This is a genomic window from Nocardia violaceofusca NBRC 14427, assembly GCF_963869435.1.
Lineage (GTDB): Bacteria > Actinomycetota > Actinomycetes > Mycobacteriales > Mycobacteriaceae > Nocardia > Nocardia aobensis.
This window is the reverse complement of the sequence record NZ_CAWMPM010000004.1, coordinates 128,818-145,831: the sequence shown is the minus strand read 5'-3', so window position 1 is coordinate 145,831 and position 17,014 is coordinate 128,818. Positions and strand designations below refer to the sequence as shown.

Sequence of the window (17,014 nt, the reverse complement as noted above, 5' to 3'; positions counted from 1 at the left end):
CGGACTATCCGTCGTTCGCTTCGAGTTCGGTTGCCAGCGTCTGTTGGGTGGCCGCCCACGACGCCAGGAGCGCCAGATTGTCAGCGGTCGGCGTGCCCGCGGGTGCGGTGTAGACGGTGAGATGCAGGCCGGGTTCGGCGGGCAGTTCCAGGGACTCGACGTCCAAGTCGAGCCGGCCCACGATCGGATGGCGCACCCGCTTGCGTCCGGACCGGTGCAGCCGAACGTCGCGAGATGCCCACCGCTGCCGGAATATCTCACTGCACGTCGACAGTTCACCGACCAGAGCGATCAGCTCCTCGTCGTGCGGATTGCGGCCGGCTTCCATGCGTAGCTTCGCGGCCACGTCACCGGCGATTCGGTCGTAGTCGACAAAGAAATCTCTGGCCGCCTCGGCAGCCAGATAGACGAACCGCGCTGTGTTCGCTGGCCGTCGCGTGTCGGCCAGTACCGGTGAAAACAGCGCGCGGGCAAGTTGATTCATGGCGAGCACGTCATAACGTCCGTTACAGATCCAGGCCGGCGCCTCGGAGATGGCGTCGAGCATCTGCTGCAGCGTCGAGCGCACCGTCACGGCAGACCTGCGCCGCCGTGGCCCGCTGGGTGCCCCGGAAGATCGGCGCGCGAGGTGGAACAGGTGGTCGCGCTCGGCCTCGTCGAGTTGCAACGCAGAGGCCAACGCGTCCAGCACGCCATCGGAGACACCGGCGAGGCTGCCGCGCTCCATACGCACGTAGTACTCGACCGATACCCCCGCCAGTAGCGCTACCTCCTCGCGACGCAGACCTTCGACCCGACGATTGCCACCGTAAGCGGGCAGGCCCGCCTGCTCGGGTGTGATGCGGGCGCGACGCGAGCTGAGAAACTCCCGGATATCGGTGCGCAGATCCATCGTGGCCATCCCCTCACCGTAAGTCCGACCCGTAATCCGAGGGAGGCACTGCGGGTCCCCCGATGACCGCGCCGGCACAGCGTCGCCTAGGTACGCGATGCGGTCGTCGCAGTGTCGCCGTCTACCGGGAGGATGGTGCCCGTGAGGTAGGACCGAGCCCTGCTAGCGAGGAACACGGCAGAGGGAGCACCGAGAACGCCACATGCGCAGAGTGCCGGTCCATCAGACAAGGGTGGTTCTCTCCGTACCTGCATCACGAGGGGCTCCCTGCCGGACACAAGGCCTGCTTAACCTGTGGTCGGTTCCCGGCTGAACGCAGGGAAAGCAAAGGGCCGGAAGGTCTTTCCCGAAGGAGCATCTCCAGTGCACAAGCGCAGACTCGGACAGCAACTCGAAGTTTCGGCCCTGGGGCTCGGCTGCATGGGCATGAGCTTCTTCTACGGTGCGACCCCGGACCCAGCCGAGATGACGCGGCTGCTGCGGGCGGCAGTAGACCGCGGCGTGACTTTCTTCGACACCGCCGAAGTCTATGGCCCTTTCACCAATGAAGAGCTGGTCGGTCAGGCGCTGGCGCCGGTGCGCGACCAGGTGGTGATCGCCACCAAGTTCGGTATCAAGCATGGAGAGAACGGACCGACCCCGGCGTCGGGGGTCGATAGCCGACCCGAGCAGATCCGCCGAGTGACCGAGGCCTCACTTCGGCGTTTGCGAACAGATTATATCGACCTCTTCTACCAGCACCGCGTCGATCCCGACGTGCCCATCGAAGAGGTAGCGGGGACGGTCAAGGAGCTGATTTCCGAAGGTAAGGTCAAGCACTTCGGTTTGTCGGAGGCCGGCGCGACGACGATCAGCCGCGCCCACAGCGTGCAGCCTGTGACGGCGCTGCAGAGTGAATACTCGCTCTGGACGCGAGACCTCGAAGCCGAGGTCATTCCGACCTTGGAGAATCTGGGCATCGGCCTCGTGCCCTACAGCCCGCTGGGCAAGGGCTATCTGACCGGCGCCATCGACTCCACGACAACGCTGGCCGACGACGACCTCCGCCGCATGCTACCGCGCTTCACTCCTCGAGCACGCCAGGCCAATCAAGCACTGATCGACTTGCTGCAGCAGATAGCCGAGGACAAGGAAGCCACACCGGCCCAGATCGCTCTCGCCTGGGTGCTGACGCAGAAACCGTGGTTCGTGCCGATCCCCGGCACAACCAAACCGCATCGCCTGGAAGAGAACCTGGGAGCGCTCGACGTCGAATTGACGATCGACGATGTGGCACGCATCGAAGCGGCCGCGGCGCAAGTCGAGGGTGGGCGCGTCCCCGAACAGTTCACGTCGATGCTCGGCCGCTAACCCGCTCGAATTCCGCACCGGCCTCCGGAACCGACACCGTCGACGCGCCTATTCGTGCGATGCGCCCGGTGCGGCATGGTCGGGCGGAGATTCCGGTGTGCCGTGGACGATGTCGTGGAAGGCGTGTCGGAGCATGGCCGTGATCCGTTCGGGTTCGGCGTCGCGTAGTCCGTCGAGTTGGAGCAGGTGGCGCCCGATGACGGCGCCGATGGTGATTGCGCCGATGAGCCCCGCGCGCAGGTCGGCGTCGGTGGTGGCCATGTGGTCTGCGGCCTGTCGCTGCCGGGTCGTCATGGCCGTTCGGATGTCGTCGGCCGCTCCAGGGTGGGTGAACATGGATCGGATCGCTGCCAGCGCGTCTATCGGCTGCTCGGCGAGCTTGTGTTCCAGAGCGGCCAGTAATTGTTCAGCCGCCTGCTCGGGCGTGCCCGTCACCTCGGCGTCCGGTTCGATCCCCGCGACCCGCGCGAACAAGTCGGCCTTCGAACCGAAATAGCGCATGACGAGTCCGGGATCGGTGGCCGCTTCGGCTGCGATCGCGCGGATAGTGGTCGCTTCGTATCCGGCCTCGGCGAACAGGTTGCGCGCCGCCTGCAGGATGCGTGCTTCGGTATCGCGGCGCTGCTGAGCACGAGTGACTGGTCGGGAACTCACCTGATCAGTCTATGGCGTTGACCGAACGAGGACCGGCTGCTATCTTCGGTCAACATTGTTGACTGAAGATAGGTGATTCCTCATGTGGCTTACAGTCCTCCTTGCGTCGGCGGCCGGGATGATGGGCGCGAACGCCGTACCGCATTTCGTCAAAGGCATGGCCGGTGAACAATTCCCGAACGTGTGGGGCAACTCCGCGTTGCGCAACGCCGTGGCCGGAACCCTCGGTCTCACGTTGGCGGCCACGATCGGATACTGGGCCGATCTCGGCGCACACACCATTGCGGGCATCGCCGGCGCATCGGTCGGCGCGCTGGCCATGGCGGTGTTCCACGGACTCCGCGGGGCCTATCGCCTGAACACCGCCCTCGGTCTCCCCAATCCCGTGTAGAGCAGGAATTCGTTGCAGCGCAGTATCGTTCGTTGATTGCGGGAGCTGTCGAGGCGAGTCGCAGGGTATACCGACGATACGGCTGCGGGCCGGCATCGGCCCATCGACCTCAGATATCGGGGTACTGCGTATGGAGGTCACCGTCGAACAGTCGCCAGTAGAAGGCGTTCATCTTCGCGGCGGCGGGGGCGTGCCGAGCCAAGATCGCGGCGACCGGCGGTGGCACGTCATCCGGGATGTGCCCAGCGGCGCACTGGAGTACGTACTTGTTGCGAGCGACCGGACCGCACGTGGGCGGTGTCGGCACCCCGCAGACATCGGTCACCAGCCAGTTGACCAGTCGCATGGCGGCATAGGCGGCATCGTGAGTGGTGTGCTGTTCGGCGAAGTCGCGCTCGGCGGGTGACAGATCGAATTTCGGCGATGTTCCCAGCCCGAAGTCGGTCAGGTAGATCCGCTCCGTGTCGGTGCGCATGTTGCCGAAGTGTCCGTCCATGTGCAGCAGCTCCCGATCCCGCAACAGCGTCACGATCTCCGAGAGTTGCCGCTCGACGGTGGCAGCCTTACCCGCCGGGTCCGCTCGCAGCCAGTCGGCTAAGGGGTGGTGGATGTATTCGCAGAACAGCACCAGGCTGCACGGTGCGGCGGCCAGCGCTTCGAGGCGAGCTCGCACCGCTGGGCTGCCACCCTGGGCGGTGACCACGGTGTCGATGTCGGCGTGTTCGGCGGCGACCGGCGACCGGCCGGGGAGCACACGCCAGTGGTAGAGGATCGGAAACGATGGTGTCTCTCCGGCCAGAACGGCGTCGGTCACGATGACGTTGGCGGACAGTTCTCGCCATGCGTTGAAACTCGGGCCGCCGGTGCCGTACTGGCAATACATCGGCAGGTCGAACAGATTCGCTGTGGAGCCCGGATCGGCAAGCTCCCTTTCGGTCAGCGGGATCCGTTTGGTGAACACCGGCACGCTGTCGACGTCGACGAGCGCCGCACCACCACCCACGCCCACGCCGATGACACGGCCGGCGCCTACCAACTCCGCCAGCTCTGTATCGCTGCAAGACGTCAGGAACGCCGAGATCCTTTGGTGGCGTGCAATTCTGGCGGCCGTCATCGCACGATTGTCCCACCGCTCAGGCTCCGGGCGGCATTCGATGTCGCCGCCGGTCAGGCCGTGGCTTCGGTGGTTCGACCGTGCAGCAAGGCCAGCAGTTGCTCGGTGTGGCCTGGTAGCTCCACGTCGGCCAGGCCGATGATCAGATCCCGTAGGGGCAGTGGCTGATCGACCAGCACGGCGTCGTTGGAGAGCAGGCGGGTGGGAACCAGGGTGTCGAGTTCGGTGTCGCTGAGGGCGGGGCCGGAGAGGCTGCAGAGGACCCCGGCTTGGCGGTGCAGGCGGTCGCGCAGGCCGGTGCTGCCGCCGGCCAACTCGATGACACGGTCGATGGTCCAGATGTCGAGGGCGATGCGATTGTCGTAGGTGGTGTGCTCGCCCGCGGCGACGGCTGACGCGGCGGCGATGGTGGCGGCGGTGATCAGGCAGACGTGTCCGAGTATCTGATCAGCGTTCCATTCGCCTGGTGCGAGGGCGATCGTCTGATTCGAATCGGCCACGGCGTCAGCGGCTTCCAGAAGCGTGCGGTACGCGTCGCCCAGGGCGGTGGTGTCAAGCATCGTGTAATTATGCAGGTATATGCCTGCATAATTCAACCGGGAATATGCAGGCCCACGCGGAGTTCAGCCGGCCGGTTCCGACTCGTGCAGTGTCACGGTGCGGTCGGCGGTCTTCAACGTCAATGTCGCGCCGTCGAGACTCCATGCCGGGCTTGCCTGCAGGAGCGAGGTCGCCCATTCGTCGGCGCCGGCGCGGTCGCCCACGCAGGCCATGCGGGTGCTCGCGAGGGGGCCGGTGTGGAGGGTGTTACCGGTCAGGTCGGCGGAGCCCATGAGGGTGTTGCAGCCGGCGGTGGCGCTGAGGCGGCCCTCGGTGAAGGTCAGGCGCAGGGGGCCGTCGCCAGGGATTCGCGGGCCCTGGACATCGGTGGAGACGTAGGTGTGGCCGACGGGGGTGGCGGGCGTGGAATCCGTTGGGGTGGAATCGTTTCCGGAGGAGCAGGCGACGCCGGCCGCCAGCACGGCTAGCGCGGGAACTATGCGCAGGAAATTCGCCGACATGATCCGATGGTAGCGGCCGGGCGGGCCGGATCAGCTGCTCGCGTTACCGGCCTGCCATACATTCCACGGGACCTCCCAGTCGCCGTAGGTGTCCCATACGGGCAGCGGCTGGCCGCCCGAGTTGGTGATCTCCACGACGTCGCCGACGCCGAAGTGGTCGAAGAACCACTGGGCGTTGTCGGGTGAGAGGTTCACGCAGCCGTGCGACACGTTGCTGGCCCCCTGCTGTCCGACCGACCAGGGCGCCGAGTGGACGAATTCGCCGTCGTTGGAGATGCGTTCGTCCAGGTCCACCTTCTCGCGGTAGTACCCGGGCTGGCCGGCGCAGACCCCGTAACTGCAGGAGTCCATGATGATCGACGGCGATTTCTCCGAAATGACGTGCGGCCCTTCGTGGGACGGGAATCCGGGCGAGCCGAGACTCATCGGCATCTGGTTCACCTGCGCGCCGTTGTGCAGGATCGTCAGCTGTTCGGTGTTGCCGTCGGCCTGGGCGATCCAGGCGTCGTGGACCGTGTAGTCGGCGCTGTTGTTCTCCGCGCCGAATACCCCGTCGCCGAGGTCGAGACCGAAGACGTCGGCTTCGATGTGGATCTTGGTGCCCGGTTGCCAATACTGCGCGGCGCGGTAGTGCACATCCTTGTCGTCGACCCAGTACCAGGCGCCCGGCTGCGGCGGGGTGACGGTGACCTTCAGATGCTTCTGCACCTCCGCCTTGTTCGCCACCGGCTGGGTGAACTGGAAAACCATCGGCTGCCCGACCCCGATTCCGGTCTGAGCGACCAGATCGGGGGCCGGTACGACATTCGCGTAGGCCTTGTGGCCGGCGTCGATCGTGGTGACGGTGACCGTCTTGTCGGTCGCGACCTGAGCGAGGTTCACCGCTTGGGCGTCGACGCGGTAGGTGGTCCCGTAGTTCAGCGGGTCCTTCGAGGTCCAGCTGTGATGGTCGGCGCCGAAATCGCCGGCGACCGCTTTGCCGTCGCCGTCGGTGACGGTGACCTTGGTGAGCATGCCGTCGGCGGAGTTCACCACGAGGGGCGTCGCCGGATTGAGTGGTCCGTGATCGGCGGCGGGCACATCGATCGCCGCGGGCGCGGTGATATCGGGCCCCTTGGATGCCGGCGCCGAGGAGTTGCCGCCACCCGAGCCGCCACAGCCGCCGAGGAGCACAACGATCGCCGTCAATACCGCCGACACCACCAGTAGAGATCGACGCCTGCGCACGTCCTCACCGCCTCTGTCTCGCACCCTCGCATGCACAGCGCCCATCCGGGACACAGCACCCTCCAGTCCACACCATGAATCCGGTGTCGCACCGCAGCAGAGAGTACGTGTCGTCGCCGCTCGGCGCGCGCCCGGCACAGCCGGACCAGGCGTTTTGCCGTTTTCGCGGTATTCGGCGGGGTGTGGCGCCGGCTCACCCGCCGCGGGTGAGTGCAGCGCCGGCGTGAGGGCTCATAGTGAAGCGATCTTCGATGTCCGTCGAGGAAGGTGACCGATGCCCAGGCGAGATGGCTCCCGGTGGCGGACCGCCGCGGCCGCGATCGGCGACTACATCCGGCACGCGCCCGGCACCTACATCTGGCTGGCCATCCTGCTCGTGTCCACCCTCGTGGTCCGGCACCTGTCCCCCGATCAGGCCGAGATCCTGCTGGGCAACCGCTCGACCAATCTGCACCACCTGCGCGAGGACCCGGTGCACGTGCTGATCTCCAGCGCCTTCTGGCTCGCCGGTGGCGGCTGGTTCGGCTACGCGGTCAGCTACAGCATCTTCCACGCCCAGGCCGAACGCTGGCTGGGGACGCTGCGTTGGCTGGCGGTGGTCGTCATCGCGCACGTCGGCGCGACCTACCTCAGCGAAGGTGTGCTGTATTGGGCTATTCATCACGGTTACGCGCCCGAATCCGCGGTGAACACCCTCGACTACGGCGTGAGCTACGCCTTGGCGGGTGTGATCGCCGTGCTGGTGTATCGGATCGCGACGCCGTGGCGGTATCTGTATCTGCTCGGGGTGGTCGTCTTCTACGCGATTCCGGTGTTCGCGAACCGAACCTTCACCGACATCGGGCATTTCAGTGCGATGGTGCTCGGTCTGGCCTGCTATCCGCTGACCCTCGGGCGGCCGGGTGTGTGGGATCCGGAGGTGGCGGTTCGTGGGCTCGCCGGGTCGGTGCGACACCGGTAATCACACCGCCGGAAGGGCGTCGCGGCAAGGATTGGATTCAGTGCGATCCAGAGTGCTGACCCCGCACCGGAATTCCCCTAGCGTGACGTTTCGCCCATCCAGAGCGATCGAGAGACCCGGCTCCACGACGTCGCAGCAACCCCCCGACTGGGTGTGGGTGCTACCGCCGGGACCGATGGAGGAACTAATGGTACGCAGCGTTTTTCACGTCGGCCAGGACGATCCGATGGCCGCGCCGCTGCTGGCGGAGTTGGCCATCGAATACAGCAGCCGCTACGGCGGGAGCGTCGGTGAGGTGCACGCCGATCTGGTGAACTACCCCGCCGCCGATTTCGCGGCCCCGCACGGCGATCTGCTGGTGGTGGTCGAGGACGGCGAACCCGTCGCCGGCGGGGCGTTCCGCCGCTACGACGAGCGGACCGCCGAATTCAAACGAATCTGGACCGCACGCGAGCACCGCCGCCGCGGCCTGGCGACCTTCGTACTCGCCGAACTCGAGGCCGAAGCGCTACGCCGCGGCTATCGGCGGATATTCCTGACCACCGGTCCGCGGCAACCCGAAGCGGTCGCCCTGTATCTGTCGGCGGGCTACACCCCGCTCGAACGCACTCCGTCCGGGCAGCCCGGTCTGCTCGCGCATCCGTTCGAGAAGTATCCGACGCGTGTGGCAAAAACGCAGCGGCGCAATCGTTTCGGGCGCGAGCGCGACGGTGTGTACACGCCGGTGCGGTCCGGATTCCGCTATCCGCCGGTGCGCGGCGAGGCCGGTGCCGTCCACGTATGAAATTCTTGTTGTTGACGCTGATCACCCACCAGCCCGACCCGGTGACCGGCGTACTCGAATCTCCCGCGCGCCGTCTGGGCCGCGTAGTGGACAGTGCCCGGCTCGCCGAGACGCTCGGCTACGACGGGTTCGCGGTCGGCGAACGCCACGAGGACCCGTTCCTGTCGTCCGCGCCGCCGGTGGTGCTGAGCCACATCGCGGCGCTGACCTCCCGGATCGCGTTGTTCACCGGCGTCACCACGCTGAGCCTGCTCGATCCGGTGCGCGCCGCCGAAGACTATGCGACGCTGGACAATCTGTCCGGTGGCCGTCTCGAGCTCATCGTCGGCAAGGGTAACGGCGCGGCGCAGGCGAAACTGTTCCACGTCACCACCGCCGACCAATGGGACCGCAACCGCGAGGGCTACGAACTGTTCCGGCAGCTGTGGCGCAGCGACGACGTCACCTGGACGGGCCGGTTCCGGCCGTCGCTGTCCGGTGCCAAGACCCTGCCCCGGCCCTTGCAGCCGGAACTGCGGATCTGGCACGGCAGCGCCACCAGCCGGGAATCGGTGGAAGTGGCCGCGCGCCATGGCGATCCACTGTTCTCCGCGAATGTGACGTACCCGATCGAACCGTACGCCGAACTGGTCGACCATTACCGGGAACGCTGGGCGGCTCACGGCCACGACCCCGCCGACGCGCTGGTCGGCGCCGGGACGGCCGGGTTCTACGTCGCCCGCGATTCCCGCACCGCGCTCGACACCTATCGCCCGATCTTCGAAGCACGCCGCGCCGTCGCCCGGAAATTCGGTGCGCCGGAGGTCTTCACGTCGGTGGAGGACTTCATCGAGCGCAGTTCGGCCGTCGTCGGCAGCCCACAGCAGGTGCTCGACAAGTTGGGGCGTTATCACGCGCGGCTGGGCCACGAGGTGATCCATCTCGGCGCCGACGGCGACGGGCTCACCGACAAGCAGCACCGCGAAAGTCTCGAACTGTTCCAGGCCGAGGTGGCGCCCCCATTGCGCCAGGCCATTCCCAGCCGTCCGCTCGGCGGCGACCGCTATCGTATCGATCCACCCGGAGTCACCGAATGAAACGAATCCTCTCGCCGGCGCTCGCGCTCACCGCGACGCTGGCGATCGCCGCCTGCGCGAACACCTCCGGTGGTGGCGGCGACGCCGGTCCCCCGCAGCCGGGCGGCACCCTGCGCTACGGCCTGTCGCAGGCGCCGACCTGCTCGGATCCGGCCCAGGCCGGTACCAACCAAACCCTGTACGTGGCACGCCAGATCGTGGATTCGCTCACCGACCAGGATCCCGCGAGCGGGGAGATCAAGCCGTGGCTGGCCACCTCCTGGCAGGTGAGCCCGGACGCGAAGACCTTCACCTTCCATCTGCGGCCCGATGTGACGTTCAGTGACGGCACCCCGCTGACGGCCACGTCGGTGCAGAAGAACTTCGACGCCATCGTGCACACGCTCACCGCGGCGAAAGCGCCGCTGGGAGCGAGCTATCTGGCCGGCTACGCGGGCACCACGGCGGTCGATCCGCTCACCGCCGAGGTTCGATTCGACGCGCCGAACGCCCAGTTCCTGCAGGCCTCCTCGACACCGCAGCTGGGGATTCTCGCGGACGCGACCACCGCGAAACCGGCCGAACAGCGCTGCCTCGGCGACAATATCGGCAGCGGTCCGTTCGTCTACGCCGGCTATCGCCAGGACGCGTCGGCCACGCTGGTGAAGCGCCCCGGATATCGGTGGGGTTCGGCGGTATTCGCGCATTCCGGCGAGGCGTATCTGGATCGCATCGAATTCACGGTCGTCCCCGAGGCCGGGGTGCGCACCGGTAGCCTGTCGTCGAATCAGCTCGACGCCGTCAGTGACGCGCTGCCCCAGGACGTTCCGCAACTCGAGGCCGCCGGCGCCAAGGTGCAGTTCGACTCGAACCCCGGCGTTCCCTTCGGGCTGCAACCGAATGTGAGCCGCGCGCCGCTGTCGGATTCCGCCGTGCGCCAAGCCCTGTTGCACGGAATCGACCGCAAGCAGCTGGTGGATACGGTGCTGGGGCCGCAGTTCCTGCCCGCCACCGGGCCGCTGGCGTCGAAAACACCTGGCTACGTCGATCTTTCGAAGTCGATAGCCTACGACCCCGACCAGGCGCGCCGCATTCTGGATCAGGCCGGGTGGGTCCCCGGCGGCGACGGGATCCGGGTGAAGGACGGGCGGCGACTGTCGTTCGGTGTCCTGTTCGGTGCGCAGTTCGCCGCGAATCAGGCGACCTTGGAATTGGTGCAGCAGCAATTGCGCAAGATCGGAGTGGACATCCGGCTGGAGTTGACGCCCGTCGCCGACTACACCGCGCGGCAGAACTCCGGAGATTTCGACGCCACCTACTTCAACACCACCCGCGCCGACGGCGACATCCTGCGCACCACGTTCGGCCGCGGGCAGCGAAACCTCAACCAGCGCGGTCCGATTCCGGCGCTGGACCAGGCGCTCGCCGACCAGCTCTCGACCACCGACCCGGCGGCACGGGCGGGGATCATCGGGCAGGCGCAGCGATCGGTGATCGAGAACGGACTGTGGTTGCCGACGATCGAACTGTCGCAGGCGATCGGGGTGTCCGGCGCGGTGCACGATCTGAAGTTCGAGGCCTCGGCGCGCCTGCAGTTCTACGACACCTGGTTGAGCAAGCGATGACTCCGATGACCCGGTATGTGATCGTGCGGGTGCTGCAGGCGATCGGGGTGCTGTGGGCGGCGTTCACCATCTCCTTCGCCGTGTTGTTCCTGCTGCCGTCGGATCCGGTGCAGATGGCCGTCGACGCGGATCCGGGCGTGCCTCCGGATCCGGCCGCCATCGCGGAACTGAGGGCCAGATACGGGCTGGATCGCTCGGTGCCGGAACAGTATTGGACCGCGCTCACCCACGCCGTCCGCGGTGACCTCGGACGCTCGCTGAACACCGGGCAGTCCGTCACCGGCGCGCTGGCGCAGTCGATTCCCTCGACGCTGGCGCTGGCCGGTCTCGCGCTGCTGCTGGCGATCGTCTTCGGCACCGCGCTGGCCGTGGCCGCGTCCTACACCCGGCGCCCGTGGTTGCGGAATCTGCTGACGGCGTTGCCGCCGATCGGTGCCGCGATGCCCACGTTCTGGGTGGGATTGCTTCTGCTGCAACTGTTCTCGTTCCGGCTGCGCCTCGTGCCCGCATTCGGCGGGACCGGCTTCAGCGGCACGATCCTGCCCGCGATCACGCTGGCCGTGCCGGTCGGCGCGGTGATCGCGCAGGTGTTCTACAGCGGTCTGGCCACCACGTGGCGGCAGCCGTTCGTCGATGTGGCCTTCGCCAAGGGCGCCTCGCGGCTGTGGGTGCAGTGGCGGCATGTGCTGCGCGCGGCGGCCGGGCCGGCGCTCACCGTCGCGGGACTGTGGGTCGGCACGGTGCTGGCGGGTTCCGTGGTGGTCGAAACCGTGTTCTCGCGCGGCGGCCTGGGCCGGCTCACCCAGAACGCGGTGCTGCATCAAGACATTCCGGTGGTGCAGGGCATCGTATTGATCGCCGCGCTGGCCTTCGTGGTGGTGAACCTGGCGGTGGATCTGATCTATCCGCTCCTCGATCCCCGCGTCGCCGTCGCCCGAGAGAAGGTGGGCGCTCATGTCTGACACTCTGCTCATCGCCGAACCCACGGCCGCACGGATCACCGAGGTGCGGCGGGCGCTGGCGCCGAAACGTCTGCGTGCCTCCGCCGGACTGGCGGTGTCGGTTCTCGTGCTGATCGTGGTGCTCGGCTGGGCGGTCGCGCCCTCGCTTCTCGCCGGCGACGATCCACGCGCGGGAGTGCCGGAGGAGAAATTCCGCGGCCCCAGCTTGCAGCACTGGTTCGGCACCGACAACCTCGGCCGCGACCTGTACACCAGGGTGGCGCACGGGGCGGCGCTGACACTGTCGGCGACCGTCTGTGCCGTGCTGCTGGGACTGGTGATCGGTTCGGCGATCGGTCTCGTCTCGGGCACCTTGGGCGGGACCGTCGATGCCGTCGTCATGCGCGGAGTCGATGTGCTGCTGGCGATTCCGGAGCTGTTGTCGGCACTGGTCCTGATCACCGTGCTCGGTCTGGGCACCCGGAATGTGGCCATCGCGGTGGGAGTGGCGCTGATCGCCCGGTTCGCGCGGGTGATGCGCGCGGAAGTGCTGCGGGTGCGTCGCGCGCCCTACGTGGAGGCGGCGTTCGCGTCCGGAGTGCGCTGGCACACCGTGCTGCTGCGCCATATCCTGCGCACCGCGTACGCGCCGGTCGCCGCGCTGGCCGCGGTCGAATTCGGCGTTGCCGTGCTGGCGATTTCGTCGCTCAGCTTTCTCGGCTACGGTGCCGCGCCACCCACCCCGGAATGGGGTTCGCTGATCTCCGAGGGCCGCAACTACCTCGTGCTCGCCTGGTGGATGACCACGCTGCCCGGCCTGGTGATCGTCGCGGTGGTGCTCGCCGCCCAGCGCATCGGCCGCGCGATCGGGACCCCGGAGGAGCGATGAGATATACCGGAAGTTCGACCATGAGCGACGAGACCTTGTTGCGGGTCGACGACCTGCACGTCCGCTACAGCGGCACGTCGGCGGACGCGGTGTCCGGTGCGACGCTGGAGATCGCGCGCGGGGAGACCGTCGCGCTGGTCGGCGAATCGGGTTCGGGAAAATCCACACTCGCGCATGCCGTCATCGGCCTGCTGCCCCAGTCGGCGGAGGTGTCCGGCGGCGGAATCGTTTTCGACGGGCACCGGCTCGACACCGCGTCCGAACGCACCCTGCGCGGCCTGCGGGGTGCGCGCATCGGACTCGTCCCGCAGGACCCCGGAACGTCGCTGAACCCGGTGCAGCGCATCGGCGATCAGGTGGCGGAGGTGTTGCGCATCCATCGGCGGGCCGACCGTCGCACGGCGCGACTGGAGGCGGTGCGGTTGCTCACCGAGTCGGGCCTGGACCGGCCGGACGTGCGGGCACGGCAGTATCCGCAGGATCTGTCCGGCGGGCAGCGTCAGCGGGTGCTGATCGCGATCGCGCTGGCCTGCGAACCGGAACTGGTGATCGCCGACGAGCCGACCAGCGCCCTGGACGTCACCGTGCAGCGCCGCATCCTCGACCACCTCGCCGATCGCACCGCACAACTCGGCACCGCGGTGCTGCTGATCACCCACGACCTGGCGGTGGCCGCCGACCGGGCCGATCGGATCGTGGTGATGCGGCACGGCCGGATCGTCGAAACCGGAACCACCGCGGCCGTTCTGACCGATCCGCAGCACGAATACACCGCCGAGCTGCTCGCCGCCGCGCCGAGCGCCGAGACACCGGTGCGCCGGGCGCGCCCGCGTGCCGAACAACCGCTGCTGGTGGCGACCGGTCTGCGCAAGAGTTTCCGGATCGCGCGGGGTGTGCGCACGGATGCGGTCGACGACGTGTCATTGGATCTCGATCGCGGCGAAACACTCGCGCTGGTCGGCGAATCCGGCTCCGGCAAGACCACCACCGCTCGAATCCTCGCGAGGCTGTCGGCACCCGATGCGGGCAGCATCCGCTTCGACGGGCGCGATGTCTCCGGGTTGCGTGGCGCCGGACTGCGGGAGTTTCGCCGCCGCGTCCAGGTGGTGTACCAGAACCCGTACACGTCGCTGAATCCCACCCTCAGCGTCGCGAAGATCGTCGGAGAACCGTTGCAGGCCTTCGGGATCGGCGATCGCGGTGAACGCCGCGCCCGGGTCGCCGAACTGCTCGAGCAGGTCGCGCTTCCCGGCGAGGTCGCGGACCGGCGCCCGGAGCGGCTGTCGGGTGGGCAGCGGCAGCGTGTCGCGATCGCGCGGGCGCTGGCGCTGCGCCCGGACGTGCTGGTGCTGGACGAGCCGGTGTCGGCACTCGACGTCGGGGTGCAGGCGCAGATCCTGGCGCTGCTGGAGCGACTGCAGTCCGAGCTGGAGCTGAGCTATCTGTTCATCTCCCACGATCTGGCCGTGGTGCGCCGCATCAGTGACCGCGTCGCGGTGATGCGGCAGGGTCGGATCGTCGAAACAGCGACCACCGCAGAGCTTTTCGACAATCCCAGGCACGAATACACGCGCGAGTTGCTCGCCGCGGTGCCGGGCGGGTTCGCGCGGCCGGTGATCGAAAGGTCCGCCTGAGGTCGCGGACTATTGGTCGGAATCGGCCGGGTCGGGGTCACCCGCGCCGGCCTGCCGGTCCCGCCACACCCAGAACACCGTGGAGGCGACCAGTGCCCACCCGGCGAGCACCAGATACGGGAAGACGTGCTGGTGGCCCGAGAAATACACCGCGGTGTGCTGGGCGTTGACCGAGGCGCCCGGCGGTAGCCAGCGGCCGATCGCGCCGAGGACCGACGGCAGCAGCGGCCACGACACCGCGCCGCCGGAGGACGGATTGCCCAGCAGCACCATCACACCCCAGGTCGGGATCATCGCCCAGCGTCCGAACAGCGCGCTGAACATCGAGAAGATCATGCCCGAGGTGAACATCGTGAACGCCAGAATTCCCCACGACTGCACGAACGGCAGCGTCAGCGCGCCCAGCCACCAATCCACCACGGCGGCGATCGCGAACCCGCCCAGCAGGGCGTAGGCGACGGTGAACGCGATCCGCTGCACCGCGCTCAACGCACCGGCGTGTACACCGAGCTGGATGGCGCCGACGAAGCCGATGATCACCGCCGCCAGCGTGATGTAGAAGATCGCCAATCCGCGCGGATCGCCGGGCTGCAGCGGATTGATATCGGTCACCGCGATCGGTATCCGGGTCTGACGGCTCGCCTCGGCGGCCGCGGTGACCACCACCTGGGCCACCGACGACCCGGACGCACCGGAAATATCGACCGGGATCCGCTCCGCGCTGCGCACATCGAGGATGGCGAACACCCGCTGCGATTCGACGGCCTCGCGCGCCGCTGCCGGAGTGTCGTAGTGCAGCGGATGCAGGGAGCCGTTCAGAGCCTGATCCATGGTGTCGAGGAAGCGCCGGCCGGGCGCCGGCACCGCGGTGCCCGCATCGACGACCGCGACGGGGATCCGGTGCGGTGTCGGATTGGCGAGGATATAGGTGTAGGAGCCGGCGAACAGTCCGGCCGCGATCGCCAGAATGAACACCAGCACCGTCGCCGGCAGATACGGCGAGTGCCGGAATCGGTGCAGGCGGCCGCGCCATCCGGTCGGGGCCACCGGCACTGCGGCCGGGGTGTTCCGCTCGCTGTCGGACATGCCGCCACCTTAGGAGCCCGCGGCTCCGGATTTCCGGAAGTGGGCACGAACGGCGGGCCCGACAGCATCGAGTCGTCCTCGCCCTCTCGGCTCCCCGCTGATGCCGTCCGCCGCAAGAATAGAATTCACCGCGATCGAGAGTGCTGACGCCGCAGGCGATTTCTCATAGTTTGAGCTTCTGCCCATCCGGCGATCGCGGGACATCTCCGCTTCCCGCGAACCGCGATTCGGCGGTGTCTCTCCTGTCGATCGAAAGGACGCCTTCGCATGTCGTCGTTCCCGCCTCTGCTCGGGGTGGAATTGTCCGGCACGGGTATCCACCCGGCGTCGTGGCGGCGGGCCGACTCCCGCGCCGAGGAGCTGTTCACGCCCGGCTACTGGCTCGACGCGATCACCGCCGCCGACCGGGCCGGACTCGACTTCGTCTTCCTCCCGGACTCCTTCGGTGTGGACGCGCATGGTTACGGCCCGCTCGACGCGATCGCGCTCGCCGCCCGCGCCGCCGCCGCGACCCGCGGCATCGGGCTGATCCCGCAGGCGACGGTCACCCACACCGAACCGTTCCACGTGTCCAAGGCGATCGCCGCCCTCGACTACGCCACCTACGGCCGGGCCGGTTGGGAGGTCGCGGTCTCCGCGGAGCCCGAGCAGACGGCACTGTTCGGCCGCAAACAGCCGCAGGACGACGCCTCGCTGTGGCGCGAGGCCGACGAGGCGATCGAGGTGGTGACCCGGCTGTGGGACAGCTGGGAGGACGACGCCGAGATCCGCGATCTCGCGACCGGCCGCTTCATCGACCGCGACCGATTGCACTACATCGATTTCGAGGGCGAGAACTTCTCGGTCAAGGGTCCTTCGATCACGCCTCGGCCGCCGCAGGGGCAGCCGCCGATCGCGGTGCGCGCCGAGTCGGCCGCGAGCACCCGACTCGCGGTCCATCGCGCGGATCTGATCCGGGTCGGCGCCGCCGACCTCGACGAAGCGGCCGCCGTACGCACCCGGCTGCGCTCCGCGGTCGCCGCGGCCGGGCGGTCCCCCGACGAGGTGCGGATCCTGCTCGACGTCGAGGTGCATCTGGCCGCGACCGAGGACCGGGCGCACGCCGAACTCGACCAGTTGGACGCCTGGGGTCCGGCGGCCCCGCCCGCGACCGTGCGCCACCTCGGCACCGCCGACGGACTGCGCGCGCTGCTCGACCGGACCCAGCGCGAGTGCGCCGCCGACGGTCTGGTGTTGCGGCCACTGGCGGTGCCCGCGTTCACCGCGGCGTTCGACCGCCCGGCACGCAGCCTGCGCGGCCGCATCGGCTTGACGCGCCCCGCCAACCGCTACGCACTCGCCCGAGGATGA

The 17,014-nt window shown here is 68.0% G+C and carries 16 protein-coding genes, 1 pseudogene and 1 riboswitch; of the genes and pseudogenes, 10 read left to right on the top strand and 7 right to left on the bottom strand.

The window, feature by feature from the left end:
- Positions 1-4 precede the first annotated feature (4 nt).
- Positions 5-901, bottom strand: coding sequence for a helix-turn-helix transcriptional regulator (locus tag AC5592_RS03175; protein WP_063063320.1), 897 nt, complete (start codon positions 899-901; stop codon positions 5-7).
- Between the two features lie 354 nt (positions 902-1,255).
- On the opposite strand from AC5592_RS03175, the gene AC5592_RS03170 reads away from it, so the two are divergent.
- A complete protein-coding gene (locus AC5592_RS03170; RefSeq protein WP_036501357.1) occupies positions 1,256-2,242 on the top strand; it encodes an aldo/keto reductase in 987 nt (328 codons plus the stop codon).
- 48 nt (positions 2,243-2,290) lie between these two features.
- Here AC5592_RS03170 and AC5592_RS03165 read toward each other — a convergent pair whose 3' ends face one another.
- Positions 2,291-2,896, bottom strand: coding sequence for a TetR/AcrR family transcriptional regulator (locus AC5592_RS03165; protein WP_063063319.1), 606 nt, complete (start codon positions 2,894-2,896; stop codon positions 2,291-2,293).
- An 82-nt stretch (positions 2,897-2,978) separates the two neighbouring features.
- Between AC5592_RS03165 and AC5592_RS03160 the strand changes: the two genes are divergently transcribed.
- Positions 2,979-3,287 carry a hypothetical protein gene (locus AC5592_RS03160; protein WP_063063318.1) on the top strand — a complete coding sequence of 103 codons (309 nt, stop codon included), beginning with the start codon at positions 2,979-2,981 and terminating at the stop codon, positions 3,285-3,287.
- 109 nt (positions 3,288-3,396) lie between these two features.
- On the opposite strand, the gene AC5592_RS03155 is transcribed toward AC5592_RS03160, so the two are convergent.
- The 4 genes from AC5592_RS03155 to AC5592_RS03140 all read right to left on the bottom strand — a co-directional run bounded on the left by AC5592_RS03155 (position 3,397) and on the right by AC5592_RS03140 (position 6,689).
- Positions 3,397-4,323, bottom strand: a complete 927-nt coding sequence (locus AC5592_RS03155) for a BUD32 family EKC/KEOPS complex subunit (protein WP_232329166.1) — start codon at positions 4,321-4,323, stop codon at positions 3,397-3,399.
- 131 nt (positions 4,324-4,454) lie between these two features.
- The gene (locus AC5592_RS03150) at positions 4,455-4,961 is read right to left on the bottom strand and encodes a hypothetical protein (RefSeq protein WP_063063316.1); all 507 of its coding nucleotides are present in this window, start codon (positions 4,959-4,961) and stop codon (positions 4,455-4,457) included.
- Between the two features lie 63 nt (positions 4,962-5,024).
- Complete coding sequence (locus AC5592_RS03145; protein ID WP_084506284.1) at positions 5,025-5,462, bottom strand: META domain-containing protein; 438 nt, start codon at positions 5,460-5,462, stop codon at positions 5,025-5,027.
- A 30-nt stretch (positions 5,463-5,492) separates the two neighbouring features.
- Positions 5,493-6,689 carry a L,D-transpeptidase gene (locus tag AC5592_RS03140; RefSeq protein ID WP_063063315.1) on the bottom strand — a complete coding sequence of 399 codons (1,197 nt, stop codon included), beginning with the start codon at positions 6,687-6,689 and terminating at the stop codon, positions 5,493-5,495.
- Between the two features lie 274 nt (positions 6,690-6,963).
- On the opposite strand from AC5592_RS03140, the gene AC5592_RS03135 reads away from it, so the two are divergent.
- The 7 genes and pseudogenes from AC5592_RS03135 to AC5592_RS03105 all read left to right on the top strand — a co-directional run bounded on the left by AC5592_RS03135 (position 6,964) and on the right by AC5592_RS03105 (position 14,578).
- The gene (locus AC5592_RS03135; protein ID WP_063063314.1) at positions 6,964-7,650 is read left to right on the top strand and encodes a rhomboid-like protein; all 687 of its coding nucleotides are present in this window, start codon (positions 6,964-6,966) and stop codon (positions 7,648-7,650) included.
- 91 nt (positions 7,651-7,741) lie between these two features.
- A riboswitch (SAM riboswitch) is annotated at positions 7,742-7,832 on the top strand.
- A pseudogene (locus AC5592_RS03130) lies at positions 7,826-8,302 on the top strand (GNAT family N-acetyltransferase); the annotation flags it as partial. (Overlaps the previous riboswitch by 7 nt.)
- Before the next feature lie 128 nt (positions 8,303-8,430).
- A complete protein-coding gene (locus tag AC5592_RS03125) occupies positions 8,431-9,510 on the top strand; it encodes an LLM class flavin-dependent oxidoreductase (RefSeq protein ID WP_063063313.1) in 1,080 nt (359 codons plus the stop codon).
- Entirely contained in the window at positions 9,507-11,114 is a 1,608-nt protein-coding gene (locus AC5592_RS03120) for an ABC transporter substrate-binding protein (protein WP_036501343.1), read from the top strand. The genes AC5592_RS03125 and AC5592_RS03120 overlap by 4 nt, the downstream gene beginning before the upstream one ends.
- A 5-nt stretch (positions 11,115-11,119) precedes the next feature.
- A complete protein-coding gene (locus AC5592_RS03115) occupies positions 11,120-12,076 on the top strand; it encodes an ABC transporter permease (protein WP_036501451.1) in 957 nt (318 codons plus the stop codon).
- Complete coding sequence (locus AC5592_RS03110; RefSeq protein WP_063063312.1) at positions 12,069-12,944, top strand: ABC transporter permease; 876 nt, start codon at positions 12,069-12,071, stop codon at positions 12,942-12,944. The genes AC5592_RS03115 and AC5592_RS03110 overlap by 8 nt, the downstream gene beginning before the upstream one ends.
- The gene (locus tag AC5592_RS03105) at positions 12,941-14,578 is read left to right on the top strand and encodes a dipeptide ABC transporter ATP-binding protein (protein WP_063063311.1); all 1,638 of its coding nucleotides are present in this window, start codon (positions 12,941-12,943) and stop codon (positions 14,576-14,578) included. Before AC5592_RS03110 ends, AC5592_RS03105 begins: the two co-directional genes overlap by 4 nt.
- Positions 14,579-14,587: 9 nt before the next feature.
- Here AC5592_RS03105 and AC5592_RS03100 read toward each other — a convergent pair whose 3' ends face one another.
- A complete protein-coding gene (locus AC5592_RS03100; protein WP_063063310.1) occupies positions 14,588-15,664 on the bottom strand; it encodes an ABC-2 transporter permease in 1,077 nt (358 codons plus the stop codon).
- A gap of 267 nt (positions 15,665-15,931) precedes the next feature.
- Between AC5592_RS03100 and AC5592_RS03095 the strand changes: the two genes are divergently transcribed.
- Positions 15,932-17,014, top strand: coding sequence for an LLM class flavin-dependent oxidoreductase (locus AC5592_RS03095; protein WP_063063309.1), 1,083 nt, complete (start codon positions 15,932-15,934; stop codon positions 17,012-17,014).

Bases quoted from the DNA above. Each gene is read 5' to 3' on its own strand.
- AC5592_RS03135 (WP_063063314.1), top strand. From the start codon at position 6,964: ATGCCCAGGCGAGATGGCTCCCGGTGGCGGACCGCCGCGGCCGCGATC.
- AC5592_RS03125 (WP_063063313.1), top strand. From the start codon at position 8,431: ATGAAATTCTTGTTGTTGACGCTGATCACCCACCAGCCCGACCCGGTG.
- AC5592_RS03160 (WP_063063318.1), top strand. From the start codon at position 2,979: ATGTGGCTTACAGTCCTCCTTGCGTCGGCGGCCGGGATGATGGGCGCG.
- AC5592_RS03145 (WP_084506284.1), bottom strand. From the start codon at position 5,462: ATGTCGGCGAATTTCCTGCGCATAGTTCCCGCGCTAGCCGTGCTGGCG.
- AC5592_RS03110 (WP_063063312.1), top strand. From the start codon at position 12,069: ATGTCTGACACTCTGCTCATCGCCGAACCCACGGCCGCACGGATCACC.
- AC5592_RS03100 (WP_063063310.1), bottom strand. From the start codon at position 15,664: ATGTCCGACAGCGAGCGGAACACCCCGGCCGCAGTGCCGGTGGCCCCG.
- AC5592_RS03105 (WP_063063311.1), top strand. From the start codon at position 12,941: ATGAGATATACCGGAAGTTCGACCATGAGCGACGAGACCTTGTTGCGG.
- AC5592_RS03095 (WP_063063309.1), top strand. From the start codon at position 15,932: ATGTCGTCGTTCCCGCCTCTGCTCGGGGTGGAATTGTCCGGCACGGGT.
- AC5592_RS03120 (WP_036501343.1), top strand. From the start codon at position 9,507: ATGAAACGAATCCTCTCGCCGGCGCTCGCGCTCACCGCGACGCTGGCG.
- AC5592_RS03175 (WP_063063320.1), bottom strand. From the start codon at position 901: ATGGCCACGATGGATCTGCGCACCGATATCCGGGAGTTTCTCAGCTCG.
- AC5592_RS03115 (WP_036501451.1), top strand. From the start codon at position 11,120: ATGACCCGGTATGTGATCGTGCGGGTGCTGCAGGCGATCGGGGTGCTG.
- AC5592_RS03150 (WP_063063316.1), bottom strand. From the start codon at position 4,961: ATGCTTGACACCACCGCCCTGGGCGACGCGTACCGCACGCTTCTGGAA.